The sequence below is a fragment of the Nostoc sp. UHCC 0251 genome, from assembly GCF_034932245.1.
In the GTDB taxonomy this organism is placed as follows: domain Bacteria; phylum Cyanobacteriota; class Cyanobacteriia; order Cyanobacteriales; family Nostocaceae; genus Nostoc.
The window spans coordinates 1-14,344 of the sequence record NZ_JAYGHD010000386.1; the positions used below are offsets into that span (position 1 = coordinate 1).

Annotated in this window: 14 protein-coding genes; 7 read left to right on the forward strand and 7 right to left on the reverse strand. The window is 43.2% G+C overall.

The features are described 5' to 3' along the window. The 3 genes from VB740_RS32260 to VB740_RS32270 form a co-directional block, all read right to left on the reverse strand. On the reverse strand, window positions 1-332 hold a 332-nt coding region (locus VB740_RS32260), incomplete at its 3' end, for a hypothetical protein (RefSeq protein ID WP_323203901.1). A gap of 681 nt (window positions 333-1,013) precedes the next feature. Beyond that, the gene (gene rtcA, locus VB740_RS32265; RefSeq protein ID WP_323203902.1) at window positions 1,014-2,060 is read right to left on the reverse strand and encodes an RNA 3'-terminal phosphate cyclase; all 1,047 of its coding nucleotides are present in this window, start codon (window positions 2,058-2,060) and stop codon (window positions 1,014-1,016) included. 145 nt (window positions 2,061-2,205) lie between these two features. After that, window positions 2,206-3,555 (reverse strand): FAD-binding oxidoreductase, encoded by a 1,350-nt coding sequence (locus VB740_RS32270; protein WP_323203903.1) that lies wholly within the window; start codon window positions 3,553-3,555, stop codon window positions 2,206-2,208. 145 nt (window positions 3,556-3,700) lie between these two features. On the opposite strand from VB740_RS32270, the gene VB740_RS32275 reads away from it, so the two are divergent. Both VB740_RS32275 and VB740_RS32280 read left to right on the forward strand, forming a co-directional pair. Further along, window positions 3,701-3,931, forward strand: a complete 231-nt coding sequence (locus VB740_RS32275; RefSeq protein WP_323203904.1) for an addiction module protein — start codon at window positions 3,701-3,703, stop codon at window positions 3,929-3,931. After that, entirely contained in the window at window positions 3,928-4,233 is a 306-nt protein-coding gene (locus tag VB740_RS32280; RefSeq protein ID WP_323203905.1) for a type II toxin-antitoxin system RelE/ParE family toxin, read from the forward strand. Before VB740_RS32275 ends, VB740_RS32280 begins: the two co-directional genes overlap by 4 nt. A gap of 108 nt (window positions 4,234-4,341) precedes the next feature. Here the strand turns inward: VB740_RS32280 and VB740_RS32285 are convergent, their stop codons facing one another. From VB740_RS32285 to VB740_RS32300, 4 genes are read right to left on the reverse strand one after another with little or no spacing between them, the layout of a single operon-like run. Next, on the reverse strand, window positions 4,342-5,169 hold the full coding sequence (locus tag VB740_RS32285; protein WP_323203906.1) for an ABC transporter permease: 828 nt from the start codon (window positions 5,167-5,169) through the stop codon (window positions 4,342-4,344). A gap of 14 nt (window positions 5,170-5,183) precedes the next feature. Then, on the reverse strand, window positions 5,184-5,948 hold the full coding sequence (locus VB740_RS32290; RefSeq protein ID WP_323203907.1) for an ABC transporter ATP-binding protein: 765 nt from the start codon (window positions 5,946-5,948) through the stop codon (window positions 5,184-5,186). Between the two features lie 28 nt (window positions 5,949-5,976). Next, window positions 5,977-7,041 carry an ABC transporter substrate-binding protein gene (locus VB740_RS32295; RefSeq protein ID WP_323203908.1) on the reverse strand — a complete coding sequence of 355 codons (1,065 nt, stop codon included), beginning with the start codon at window positions 7,039-7,041 and terminating at the stop codon, window positions 5,977-5,979. Between the two features lie 21 nt (window positions 7,042-7,062). Beyond that, complete coding sequence (locus VB740_RS32300) at window positions 7,063-7,545, reverse strand: tetratricopeptide repeat protein (protein ID WP_323203909.1); 483 nt, start codon at window positions 7,543-7,545, stop codon at window positions 7,063-7,065. Window positions 7,546-7,800: 255 nt separating this feature from the next. Here VB740_RS32300 and VB740_RS32305 point away from each other — a divergent pair, with 255 nt between their 5' ends. The 5 genes from VB740_RS32305 to VB740_RS32325 all read left to right on the forward strand — a co-directional run bounded on the left by VB740_RS32305 (window position 7,801) and on the right by VB740_RS32325 (window position 14,231). Next, entirely contained in the window at window positions 7,801-9,060 is a 1,260-nt protein-coding gene (locus tag VB740_RS32305) for a GTP cyclohydrolase II (RefSeq protein ID WP_323203910.1), read from the forward strand. A gap of 74 nt (window positions 9,061-9,134) precedes the next feature. Next, window positions 9,135-10,373 (forward strand): URC4/urg3 family protein, encoded by a 1,239-nt coding sequence (locus tag VB740_RS32310; protein WP_323203911.1) that lies wholly within the window; start codon window positions 9,135-9,137, stop codon window positions 10,371-10,373. 240 nt (window positions 10,374-10,613) lie between these two features. After that, window positions 10,614-11,249: a uracil phosphoribosyltransferase gene (gene upp, locus VB740_RS32315; RefSeq protein ID WP_323203912.1), complete on the forward strand. Its 636-nt coding sequence runs from the start codon at window positions 10,614-10,616 to the stop codon at window positions 11,247-11,249. 200 nt (window positions 11,250-11,449) lie between these two features. Further along, entirely contained in the window at window positions 11,450-12,019 is a 570-nt protein-coding gene (locus VB740_RS32320; protein ID WP_323203913.1) for a Uma2 family endonuclease, read from the forward strand. A gap of 310 nt (window positions 12,020-12,329) precedes the next feature. Next, the gene (locus VB740_RS32325) at window positions 12,330-14,231 is read left to right on the forward strand and encodes an aspartate kinase (RefSeq protein WP_323203914.1); all 1,902 of its coding nucleotides are present in this window, start codon (window positions 12,330-12,332) and stop codon (window positions 14,229-14,231) included. Window positions 14,232-14,344: the final 113 nt, after the last annotated feature.

A 14,344-nucleotide genomic window follows, 5' to 3' on the forward strand; every position in this document is an offset into this window, starting at 1 on the left:
TTTGATTTTTGAAAATATACGTAGGGTGCGTTAGCGACAGCGTAACGCACTATTACCAGCCCCGTTGGGGCTTTGTGGCTGAGGGGAATAATGGCATCCATCGCAGCATCCCAGGCTAAACAAGACTGAGGGTTGGTGTAGGAATCGGTTAGGCCATGAATGGGAGCGTGGATGTATTCAGGGTAATATTCATGTTCGGTATGGTAGCCTTTGAGTTCCTCTGCCCAATTAATTGAGGCATATTCCTGCATTACTGAGGGCATCGCTGCGGTAACGCGTTGCATCACCTCGGTTCGATACGCTTCTTTCTCCTGTGCAGTCCATCTTGGCATAAATGAATATCTCCTACTTACACTCGTTGCTGGCGTTCCTAGACTCAAACCTAATAACGAGAAATAAACTGCAAATACACTGCAAATACAATGTTATTGTAGTCTCTTTTTTGTATAAAATGCTGATCGTTTCTAGGGGGCGCTTTGTGCGATCGCCTGAAAACTTTAGTTTTAGATGTAGGTGCAGAAAATTTAAATGGGTGCGATCGTCTGTTAATAACTCATTAATGGAGATCAAAGACCTTATCAGACGAATGCCCAACGCCCAATGACTAATCCTTTGTATTTGCGATCGCAAACTGACTTAACCTAAGTATATGCCTTTGACAGAGGTTAATTCAAACGCTCTGTTCGATACTTAAGAAAGTAGCAAGTATCAGAGAGAACTGAACTCAGTCTCAACTATATTTGCATTGCCTTGTAAATTGGTCGGTTGCTTATTGTTACAACACATGCAGGTTACAATTTTGATTGCAAATCCTCTTAAATAAACCATCAAAAGTTTTCTGTCTCCGCTTAAATAAAACACCTTTGCCTCATTTCCACTCTTGGAAATGAGGCAAATTTCTATGCAGCCGTACACCCACGCGTGATTTTGTCATCGGGGATGAGGGTAAAGTGTTAGTGAGTGCTGTAATTTATTGTGCTTATCTTAGTACTATTTATTGCATAAACACTTATTCATCTATTCAAACTCTTTACTGACACTATTTTATCAGCTTCATCAACTGTTATTTGCGCCAACCCAAACTGTTCAATTACCGCCGCATTCGTCGTCAAATGTCTACTCACCTCAGCTACTCGATAATGACTTTCTTGTGACGCTAAAGCAGCTGGTAATAATAACTGATCTGCTAAATGTTCATCTACTGCTGCCCCGGTGTGATGAAACTCAAGGAGTTGCTGACAAGCAATTTCTGCAACTGTTTCCGCCGACAATCGCAAACGCCCAAATCCACCAAAGCCAGTCAAGCTGTTTTGATACTCAGCAGTTAAAAAAATACCTGCCCCAGGTGCGATACCTCTTTCTCGCAAAGCGTGTACAGCAACTTTCAAATGGGCTTCCCGTAACAAATTCTCGGCACGATTCGCCATCCGTTGGGGAATATGCGAAGGCAATTCTGTCACCACTGCTAGCCCTCGCACCTGTTGTAATTCTCCCCGTTCTAGCAAGTTGATACCGTTGAGTTTACCCCCGCCACTTACCTGCAACTGTACCTCTCCGCCACCTTTAGGAAACCACCCCCAAGCGCCTAACTTGACTTGGGCTTCTACACCCATGCGTTGCAATATCGGTAGGTAAACTTGCTCAATGTACGTCACTGTCGGGCTAAAGTTTACATGAGTTCCACCCTTTAGTGTTACTTGGGAATTGCCCGATGCTAGTGCCAAAGGTAAGAGAATTGTCTGTAAAACTAGAGCGATCGCACCCGCAGAACCACCAACTTGTGCTTTACTAACATCAAAGGTATAAGTTCCAGCTTGCACAGCACTACCTGGGATGAATTCCAGCAGCATTGAACCCAAAGCATCACCCTGTAATTGGGCATTACAAATCCTCGCCGCAGCCTGAACTGCGGTTAAGTGTTGTGCTGCTAATCCTGGCTTTTTGCGTCCAGCGCGAATGCCTGAAATTCGTATGGGTTCGCCAGTGATGGCCGCTAGACTTAAGGAAGTGCGAAGAACTTGTCCGCCTCCCTCTCCGTAGGAACCGTCAATTTCAATCATGGGCGATTTTGGGATGGTGGATTTTGGGTTATCCCCACGGGTGTTGAAATCAAACCACAAATTATAAACGCCTAACAGCTAGCTTTTTGAAGCGAAGTTACACAAATATACAGAAAAAATTCTGAGATGTGTTTTTTGTAGTTTGCTAATTTTGAATTTGCAATTGAATAACCTTGCTTTTACCGGGATTCATCAACCGATATGGGTCAACTATTTCCTTAAATTTTAACTGCTCAGGGTCAATAACTTTTCTGCCGCCGTCTTCAATAATATATGTGTGGGGATTGGCAATACTCACACCGTGTTCTTCGTGATAGCGGATAATCTCATTGAGGCGTTCTTCGGTGGTGTAGCGCACAAGTTGCAAAGCACCAGGAACTACGGCACCGTTCACCCGAAAGAATTCCAAATGCATCATTACCTCATCGCCGAAGTGATGATACATGTGCTGTACTAGTTGCAAACTGCGGTCGCTAGGAAACATACTTTGTAAATATGTAATACCAGTATCTACACTCCTGGCGTGTAAGGTAGTGTGGTTCCAGCAAAATTCTCCTAAATGTATACCTTTGGCTGCTTCCTCGGCTGGTTTTTCATAAGTAATTTTGCCGCCATATTGCTGCACCAAACCCGGTAAGAATTCCAAACTCGATTCAGCAACTATCAAAAATACTGGATGAGTCCCTTCAGGAATATACTCTTGTAGGGCATGAAAGTATTGAGGAATTGGAGCTGCAAAAACAGAAATCAACTTCTTAATCATCCCATCAGCATTGCCAAGAGCCTGACCAAACTTTGCTGCTGTCATAAAGTCGTCAAAGGTGACAATCACTTCTGCCCAAGGATAAGCTGGCCCCAAGGGGATTTCTGCTTCAGTGATGATGCCGTTAATTCCCCAAGCATGATTCACCTTTTGCACATCGTCGCCGCGTAATTCGATCGCACGAGGTTCATCTTCTACAGTTACCACTCGCAGTGCTAGGATATTACCGCGATCGCCTAATAACCCATATTGGATCGAACCAATGCCCCCACTACCCCCAGCAATAAATCCGCCAATTGTGGCTGTGCGGTAAGTGGAGGGAGCCATGCGGATTTCCCAGCCGATTTCTCTGGTTTTTTTATCCAAAGCCGCCAACTTCACCCCAGCTTCTACCCGCGCCACCCCTGGCTTTACCCAAAGAATCTCCTGCATCCGCGTCATATCTAAAATTACGCCACCATGCAACGGTACACATTGCCCATAATTTCCAGTTCCCGCACCTCGTACCGTCACGGGTACACGGTGTTTCGCACAGGCGGCGGCAACTTTTAAAACCTCTGCTTCATTGGCGGGACGCACTACAATATCCCCGACTTTTCCCTCTAGTTTCGGCACAAGTACCGGGCTAAAACTGTGATAATCCTGCGATAATTTTGCGACTTGGGCGGAGTCGGTGATGGTTTCTATGCCTTCTAGAGAATTAATTAGAGCATTCAAGTTCGTTTTTGTCATAACTTATTAATCAGGGCATCTAAGTAAGTTTTCGTCATACTTTATTATTAATATGGAAACATAATAGCGATCGCAATTAGCCTGTAAAGTAGTTATGACCAGATAGTTGAGCTTATAATTAGAATTGTTGAGGAGACTCCAAAGCATGAATGAAACTGCGGAAAAACTTAAACTCAAACTTTCTCAGCTTTCTGCAAAAGAACGTGCTGAAATTGCGTACTTTTTAATTCATTCTCTAGATGAGGGTATAGATGATAATATAGAAAATGCTTGGGATACGGAATTAACCCAACGGTTAGAGGATATTAATAGCAAAACAGCTATTGGAGAACCATCATCTCAAGTTTTTTCTGAGTTACGAGAAAAGTATTCGTGAAATTTATTGTTATCCACACCGAAGCTCGCAAGGAACTTGATGCTGCAATAGCTTACTATGAAGCTCAAAAAGTAGGCTTGGGGCTAGATTTACTGTCTGAAGTGGAAAAAGTTTTTCTTAAAATTCAGGAAAATCCGAACTTAGGAACTCTACACAAGATTGAAGGAATACGTCGTTATGCTATTCAACGTTTTCCCTATCTCATTTTTTATACGGAGCTTGAAGAAGTGATTTGGGTTATTGCGATCGCGCATGGTAAGCGCAAACCAAATTACTGGAAACAAAGAAATATTGAAATTTAATATCAAGAAAATTCACAGTTACGATCGCAAATTGAAAAAGGCAAAAATTCATAATTCTTATTTTGTAACGCAAAAGCACACAGAGGAGTTGAGTGATAAAAAACAAGCCTAGTTTTCTTGTTTCACTGCACTTTCATGCCACTTACTTAATATAAAGTCAGATAGGGCACTCAAGCTGACAAAAATTAATACACCCAACCCAGTTGTGAGAAATAATGCCGCAAACATCCGAGGAATTTGTAAGTTGTAGCTAGAAATTAAAATCCGGTAAGCAATGCCAGATTTTGCCCCACCAGTACCAGCGACAAATTCGGCAACCACTGCGCCAATTAATGCTAAACCACCGCTAATTTTTAAACCACCTAAGAAATAGGGCATGGCGCTGGGTAAACGGAGATATAGCAGAGTTTGCCAGCGAGAAGCTTTGTAAAGCTGAAATAGGTTGAGCAAGTTCCGGTCAACGCTGTTGAGTCCTAGTGTAGTGTTGGATACGATGGGGAAAAAGGCGACAATCCAGGCACAAACTACTAAGGCGGCAAAAGTGTTATTTTTTAACCAAAGAATGATTAAGGGTGCGATCGCAACTATCGGAGTTGTTTGTAAAATTACTGCATAAGGAAATAAACTGCGTTCAATCCATTTACTTTGGGTGAATAAAATCGCCATGAGTAAACCAGAAATAGCCGCAGCAATAAAAGCAACGACTGTGATTTGCAGTGTAATTAATAGTGATGGAAAAAGCTCGTTCCAGTCAGTGATTAAGGTTTTAAATACTAATAAAGGGCCAGGAAGGATATAAGGAGGTAGGTGTGTTATCCGCACAAATATATCCCATAAAAATAATGCTATAATTCCAACTCCCATCGGTGCCAAAACGTCAGCAGAAAGAAACTTGCTCGATGTCTTTTGTGATTGGGTACGACGGATAAATAGCATAAAAATTCAAAATTTTAAATTGGCACAGAGCTTATAGCTTGGGCTAAATGCTGAGAAACCTGCCGACAATATTGGTTATACAGCAATGATGTGCGAAAGTCATGGTTACGGGGGTAGGGAACATCAATTTCTACATCAGCTACAATCCTTCCGGGACTTGTCCCCATAACTAGCACCCGATTTGATAAATACACTGCTTCGTAAATATTGTGAGTAACAAAAACTACCGTCCAGCGTTGTTGAAGCCACAAATCGAGTAAATCACCATTGAGTTTGCTACGAGTAATTTCATCTAATGCGCCAAATGGTTCATCCATCAACAAAACATTTGGCTGAGTAACTAATGCCCTAGCAATTGATACCCGCATTTTCATCCCACCTGATAATTGGCGGGGATAGTTTTCCTCAAAACCTTCTAATCTTACCAGTGCTAATGCCTGCTCCACCAATTTTTGGCTATCTTTTTTAGACATTTTCGCCAACTTTAGAGGTAGGCGGACATTCTCCCTGACGTTTGCCCAAGGCATAAGTGCGGCATCTTGGAAAACAAAAGCCAGCTTTCTTGCTTGCTGAGTTATACCCCAATCAATAGTACCAGAACTTATGCGCCCCAATCCGGCAATCAGGCGCAGGACTGTACTTTTACCGCACCCGGAGGGGCCAACTAAACTGACAAATTGCGACTCTGGAATTGCTAAATTCAGGTCTTGCAGGGCAACAGTGCCATTGGTATAGACCTTGCTAATCTGATTGAGTGTGATAATGGTACGGTTACTCATTCAAAAAATCTGGAGAATAGCAAGCGGCTTACTTCTTGTAATAGCCTACCCCTTTATTCACAAATTGCAAGGTGTATGCTTCCTGGTAGTTAACGTTAGATTTAGAAATCTTAGTATCAACCATGCTGTCAAAGAGTGATTTCCACCTTGCGTCACTCATCGCCCCAATACCTTGTTTCTCTGCGGCATCATAAAGGATAATTCCATATTCTTTTAGCTTTTGAAGGCTATAGACAAGTTGCTCATCCGTCATTTCTGGATTATCTTTTTTAATCAACTGATTACCTGGTTGGGGATTTTCTAAGTAGCTATACCAACCTTTAATTGAGGCATCAACAAATCGCTGCACTAATTCTGGATTTTTTTCTACTAGTTCTTTTTTTGTTTCAATAGTGGTTGCATAAGGTTGATAACCATAATCTGCTAATAAAAATACTACTGGCTGAAAACCACCCTGCTTCTCAATCGCAAAGGGTTCAGATGTAATATAACCTTGTTGGGCTGAGTTTTTGTCAATCAGAAAAGGAGCCGGATTAAAGTTGTAAGGGCGTTTCTGATCTTCGGTAAAACCATACTTTGCTTCGAGTAATGGCCAATAGGTAATGTTAGCAGAAGCAGAGACATAAATTGGTTTGCCTTTGAGGTCGGCAAGGGTTTTAATTGCTGTGTTGGGATGTGCAATAAGACACCAAGGGTCTTTCTGGAAAATTGCTGCAACTGTGATTTTGGGAATACCTTGTGCTATGGCATTCACGGCATCTATGCCATAACCCATGAAGAAATCTACCGCACCCCCCATCAACAATTGAGTACCACTGGGAACCTGCGGACCACCCATTTTGATAGTTACATCTAAACCATAGTCTTTATAAATACCAGTGGCGTTCGCTTGGTAAAATCCGCCGTGTTCTGCTTGTGCTATCCAGTTTGTGCCAAATGTAACTTTATCCAACCCAGAATTACTAGTTGATAGTTGGTTGCTGTTAGTACAACCAGCAATGAAGCTACTACCAATCCAGACAGAACAGTATTGAATAAAATTACGGCGACTAAGGCGATGAACTGCTGTTGATGAGGGTGATGACGGATTCATAAAACAGTATGATGCTCTCTCCTATTTGCCGTTGTAGGTGAATCTAAATGTACATTCTAGAATCAACTTTTGATTCACTAGCGAATAGGGCTGAATTTCTAGAGCACGTTTAAAAGCTCTGATAGCTTCACCATACTCTCCTAGTGCTGCATAACACAAACCCATACCGTGAAGCGCCCCAAAATGTATCGGATTTATCTGCACAACCATCTGACAATCTGCCAGAGATTTTTGATAATCACCAATACTGTAATAGAGAAAGGCTCGGCGATTCCAAGCTTCGGCAAAATCTGGCTGGTCTTTGATTAGTGCAGTCAGTGCTGTTTCGGCTTCAGCAATTTCACCTGCATCCAGTAGCTTTTGACTGCGATCAATTATTTCCAGTCCATAGATTCCCTTTTGCTGAAACCAAATCCGCCAGATTTTTCTGGTTGCCTTATCCCGGACTGTGGCATCGGGGTTTTTCAACTCTTCAAGTAAGGAATTGATAGATAAAGAATCCATGAATTTGAGATCAGTGAATATACCTTTGTATTAACTTTCTCACAAAATATATCTATTAATTCATTTTTAAAGTCATCTTTAAATTTGCACTGATTAATTGCTATTTATGAATTTTCTGTGTTATTTATTGTATTCAGTAATATGACTAATACCACGCTAGTCATTTAGAGCCATAAAAATAAAAACTGGCTAGAGGTAGTTGACAGATCCCTAGTGAGTAATAGCTGATAAAAACATCCTTAAAAAATAATGACTATGCCAAAGCAAAATGACGTTTCCAGGCATATTGTTCTTACTTCCCATCCTAGTAGCTTTGGCCCTAAACCAATCCCTATTCAATGGGGAGCAGCCGAACCTATGGAACGCGGGCCGATTATTGCCACGCTAACTAAGCAGGCACATCGCAACGTGATTGGTACTCATTCTGGTAGTTATGCGATTTATCGCGCTTTAGCAGTGGCTAGCGGTGCTTTGCAGTCGGATCATCGAGCGGATCTGACAAATACATCCCCAGTAGAGCATATCGGGCCTCATCCTAGTTGGGCTGACCCTAATAAAATAGTATCCCTCGACCCCTTTGGAGGCATCGCATCTGAGGTTTTTGCATCCTATTACCAACAGGGATATGATATTCGTCCCACGATCGCTATCACTAAAGCTCACATCAATATGCCAGAACTGCAAGATGCAGTAGATAAAGGTCGTTTGCAGGTAGATGGCAAGATTATGAAACCAGGCGGTGATTTGGTTGTCACCAAAGCCGCAGTTGAACCTGTTTGGTATTTACCAGGAATTGCCAAGCGTTTTGGCATTGCAGAATCACACTTGCGTCGCGCTTTATTTGAGCAAACTGGGGGGATGTTTCCCGAATTGGTGACGCGATCAGATTTGGAGGTGTTTTTGCCGCCAATTGGGGGTGTGACAGTATATATTATCGGTGATATAGCTGCGATCGCAGATCCCAATAAACCTGTAGCGGTGCGGGTTCATGATGAATGCAACGGTTCTGATGTGTTTGGCTCAGATATCTGCACCTGTCGCCCCTATCTGGTACATGGAATTGAAGTGTGTGTCCAAACGGCACAAGAAGGCGGTGTCGGTATAGTTGTCTATTGCCGCAAAGAAGGTCGCGCTTTAGGTGAAGTGACGAAATTCTTAGTTTACAACGCCCGGAAGCGTCAAGAAGGAGGCGATCGCGCTGATGCCTACTTTACCCGTACAGAATGTGTCGCCGGAGTGGAAGACATGCGCTTTCAAGAATTGATGCCGGATGTGTTGCATTGGTTGGGCATCACCCGCATTGATCGGATGGTGTCGATGAGCAATATGAAGTACAACGCTATAATTCAGTCGGGAATTGAGATTGTGGAAAGGATACCAATTCCAGAGGATTTGATTCCCCCAGATGCACGGGTAGAAATGGAGGCTAAGAAGGCTGCTGGATATTACACTACAGGGGATGTATTAGATGCAGATGGTTTGGCTGAGGTGAAGGGACGAGGGTTGGTGGAATAGGGAGTGGGGAGGCAGGGGAGGCAGGGGGAGCAGGGGAAGCAGGGGAAGCAGGGGAAGCAGGGGGAGAATAACTAATGACAAATGACAAAGAAGAATTGATTGCATATCTTCGTTCTCCAACGGCGATTCGGGAACGTTGTGGGCAACTGTTTGCATTGGTAATTGAGGGACAGTCGCGTTATTTTACTTGTGATTTAACGCAGTTGACTAAAGTAGCAGATTATGTAGTTGAAGTCATGCGCGGCGAGTACCCGGATCTCGAAATTCCGTTTCATAGTCGTTGGCGACATTTTGAGGTTGGAGGTGTATCGCGTTTAACCCAGTTAGATAGCCAGCTAGCAGGACTAACGCCTCTGGAAAAAGCTGCTGCTAAGTTTGATTTGGCAATTGTCAGCGTATTGTTAGATGCAGGGGCGGGGAATGATTGGCGTTATGATGAGCAGGAGACTGGATTAAATTTGGTGCGATCGGAAGGGTTGGCTGTAGCCAGTTTCCAAATGTTTTGTCAAGGAGCTTTTTCGAGCCATAATTTGCCTCAGGTAGATGCTCAAAGATTGCAAGTATTTACAGAAGCAGAACTTAAAGCTGGGTTTCAGGTAAATACAAATAATCCTTTGGTGGGAATTCCTGGGCGGTTGAAATTATTACAAAAATTAGGTCAAGTTTTAGTTGATTCACCGAATTTATTTGGAAATGAAAACCCCCGTCCAGGGAATTTGGTAAATTATCTTTTGGGCAAATCTCAAAACGGACAGTTAGCAGCTACAACTGTTTTCAATGCAGTTTTAGAAGGACTGAGTGAAATTTGGCCTAGCAGATTAGAAATTGCTGGGGTGAATTTGGGAGATGTTTGGCAACATCCAGCAGTTGCGGATGATGGTTTAGTGCCATTTCACAAATTGTCTCAGTGGCTGACATACTCTTTATTAGAACCACTACAGGAACTCGGTTTGGTAATTACTGGTTTAGATGCCCTGACTGGATTACCAGAATATCGGAATGGGGGATTGTGTATTGATTTGGGGCTGATTAATCCGAAACATCCAGATGTTTTGCGTAGGCGTAGCCCGCCGCAGGCATCGCCCCACTCAGTAGGATCAGAAGTTATAGTTGAATGGCGTGCTTTGACCGTAATTCTTTTGGATCAAATTGCCGCCACAGTCCGCCAAAAGTTGGGCATGAGTCCCGAAGAATTACCACTAGTGAAAATCCTGCAAGGGGGAACCTGGACAGCTGGGCGCAAAATTGCTGCTGAACTCAGAATAGCTGGTACATCCCCTATCCAAATCGATAGTGATGGCACAGTATTTTAGCTTGAAATAATTTCTAAATTTTGGAATGGAAAACGCAAGCGATTAAGTAATTTCAGTAAAGTGCCTTTATAAAGTAGGCGGGACGCTGAAAAAAATCAGCTATAGCAATCCTAAATCATTCGTAAAAAAAAATCTATTGCCTATTGCCTATTGCCTATTGCCTATTGCCTATTGCCTACCCCCGCAACTAATTTCACAACTCAAATGGGATTGCTACATCAAATAATTATTGACTAAAATATGCACAACCAAGTAACACTAATTGAACACCCATTGATTCAGCACAAATTAACGCTGATGCGTAAAGCTGAAACTAGCACAACGGAATTTCGCACTCTTCTTAAAGAAATTAGCTTGTTGTTAGCTTATGAAGTCACACGGGATTTCCCGCTTAAATATGAACCAATTAAAACACCACTAGCCGCGATGAATGCACCCATGCTTGCTCCTGAGAAAAAGTTGGTGCTAGTTTCTGTGATGCGTGCAGGACAGGGAATTTTGGATGGGATGCTGGAGTTGATGCCATCAGCACGGGTGGGGCATATTGGTTTATACCGTGATCCGAAAACCCTAATTGCTGTTGAGTATTATTTCAAAGTTCCTCATGATGTTGACCAACGAGATATGCTCGTGGTAGACCCAATGCTGGCCACTGGGAATTCGGCTGTGGCAGCTGTAGAACGGCTAAAATCAACTAATCCTTTATCAATTAAATTTGTCTGTTTACTCGCTGCACCGGAAGGTATTAAGCATTTTTGTGAAATACATCCAGATGTGCCATTGTATACAGCCGCCATTGATGACCATTTGGATGAACATGGTTATATTATTCCTGGGTTGGGAGATGCAGGCGATCGCTTATTTGGTACAAAATAAATAAGTAAGTTGGCGTAAATAATTATCGTTGGGATAAGGCAATAGGCAATAGGCAATAGGCAATAGGCAATAGGCAATAGGCATAAGGGTTTTAGCTTAATTCATTTTTATTCATATAGTTTGAATTTATTGTGCCAACTTACTTAAAATACTAACTTCACCCTAAAAATCAGCATCGTTTAAACCTTGAAGTTGCAAATATGATAACCTCACCCCAACAGAACTACCTTACCCCTGAAGAGTACCTCCAAATAGAGGAAGAAAACCCTGTCAAACATGAATATATCGACGGCTATATCTACGCGATGGCTGGGGCGCTTGACCCACACGTTACCATTGCTGGGAACCTGTTCGCTCTCCTCCGTAATCATGTACGCAGCTCTGGTTGTCGTGTTTACATCGCTGACATGAAAGCCAGAATTGAATCTCTAAATCGCTTTTATTATCCCGATGTTATGGTTACTTGCGACCAACGAGATCAAGAAACGCCAGCTTATAAAAGATTTCCCTGTTTAATTGTCGAAGTTTTATCTAATTCTACCGAAGCCTTTGACCGGGGCGACAAATTCGCCGATTATCAAACGCTGGAAAGTCTGCAAGAGTATGTTTTAATTAATACAAAACGTCAGCGAGTCGAGTGTTTTCGACGTAATGAGCAGAGACTCTGGGTTTTACAATCCTACACAGCAGAAGATAAATCATTTCGACTCAACAGCGTGGATTTTGAGGAAACAATGGCAGCACTTTATGAAGATGTAGTTTTTGAATAATCTTTAGTCATAGCTTATATAGCAAGGGGCTGGGGACTGGGGACTGGGTGAAAAGTTTTTTTGTGTCTAAGTTTTATCATCTGTTGATGTCCTAATTACCTTGGCTGTTGCTATAAATATGCAGATGCTCAATTAAGGACTTGCATTAGTCGCCACAAACGTTAGAGTTAAAGATTTCGTGCATAAGGCTGAAGATTAGATGGGGCATTCTGCGCGATATTTAGTAAACTATATAACTGATAAGTCTTCAAGGCTTTCTGACCCGGCGGGGGCATTAATCAAAGCAGACACAATTGATTGCATAAAAGTTATGGCGCTCATAGTTCAGAAATACGGTGGTACATCTGTCGGTTCAGTCGAACGGATTCAAGCTGTTGCACAACGAGTTTACAATACCGTTAAAGCTGGAAACTCGCTTGTAGTAGTGGTTTCGGCAATGGGCAAAACTACCGATGGACTTGTCAAACTCGCTAATGAAATTTCTCCAAATCCTAACCGCCGGGAAATGGATATGCTGCTTTCCACTGGGGAACAAGTCACCATCGCCTTACTTAGTATGGCTTTGCAGGAACTTGGACAACCCGCAATTTCGATGACTGGCGCTCAGGTAGGAATTGTTACCGAAGCAGAACACAGCCGCGCTCGGATTTTGCATATTGAAACTACTCGCCTAACTCGTCACATCAATGCAGGTAAAGTAGTTGTAGTTGCAGGCTTTCAAGGCACATCCAGCGCCGGAGAAATGGAAATTACAACTTTGGGGCGTGGTGGTTCTGACACATCGGCGGTGGCGATCGCAGCCGCATTACAAGCAAATTTTTGTGAAATTTATACAGATGTACCAGGGATTTTAACTACAGACCCCCGCTTAGTTGCCGAAGCCCAGTTGATGGATGCCATCACCTGTAATGAAATGTTGGAACTAGCTAGCTTAGGCGCAAAAGTGCTACATCCCCGCGCTGTAGAAATTGCTCGCAACTATGGTGTTCCCTTAGTAGTTAGGTCTAGCTGGACGGATGCCCCCGGTACTTGGGTAACATCAGCCAAACCCCAAGGGCGATCGCTGATCAATCTAGAAATTGCCCGTCCGGTGGATGCTGTAGAATTTGACACTGACCAAGCAAAGGTGGCTTTGTTGCGTGTACCCGATAAACCAGGCGTAGCAGCAAGATTATTTGGCGAAATTTCTCGGCAAAAAGTAGACGTAGATTTGATTATTCAGTCAGTTCATGAAGGTAACAGTAATGACATTGCCTTTACTGTCACCACACCAATATTAAAACGAGCAGAAGCAGTAGCAGCAGCGATCGCCCCAGCACTGAGGAGTCAATCTAACCCCAAATCTGACGAAGCCGAGGTAATGGTGGAACATAACATTGCCAAAGTCAGCATCGCAGGCGCGGGAATGATTGGGCGTCCTGGTGTAGCTGCAAAGATGTTCGCCACCTTGGCAGAAGCAGGCGTGAATATCCAAATGATTTCCACCAGCGAAGTGAAAGTAAGTTGCGTAGTTGATGCAGTTGAATGCGATCGCGCCGTCAACGCACTCCGTAGCGCCTTTGAGATAGAGGCAGGGGGGCAGGGAGCAGGGGAAGCAGGGGAAGCAGGGGAGGCAGGGGAAGCAGGGGAAGCAGGGGAAGCAGGGGAAAATAAATTAATTTTTTTATCCTCCCCACTCCCCACTCCCCACTCCCCACTCCCCACTTCTCCCGTTCGCGGTGTCGCTCTCGATTTGAACCAAGCGCGTCTTGCTATTCGCCAATTGCCAGATCGGCCGGGGATGGCGGCGAAGTTGTTTGGATTATTAGCGCAGCATAATATCAGCGTTGATATGATTATCCAATCTCAGCGCTGTCGGGTGATTGATGGTGTTCCCAGACGAGATATTGCCTTTACAGTCTCGCGGATAGACGGGGAAAGTGCAAAAAAAATGCTTACCCAAGTAGCAGCAGAATTAGGATGGGGTGAAGTTGTTTTAGATAGTGCGATCGCTAAGGTAAGTATTGTAGGTGCAGGTATGGTGGGACAACCAGGCGTAGCCGCAAAAATGTTTGAAGCACTAGCCGAACACCAAATTAATATTCAAATGATTGCCACCTCAGAAATAAAAATTAGCTGTGTCGTGGCACAAGAGCAAGGTGTTAAAGCTTTGCAAGTCATTCATGCTGCTTTTGGACTAGCTGGTAGTGAAAAATTTGTCGTGCCAGCGTAGAACTAAATTTTGGGCGTTGCTGACTATCTATAGGAATCATATTTGATTTCTGAAAAAACTAAATATTTGTAGGGTGTGTTAGGCGTAAGCCGTAACGCACCATTCTTAAGGCT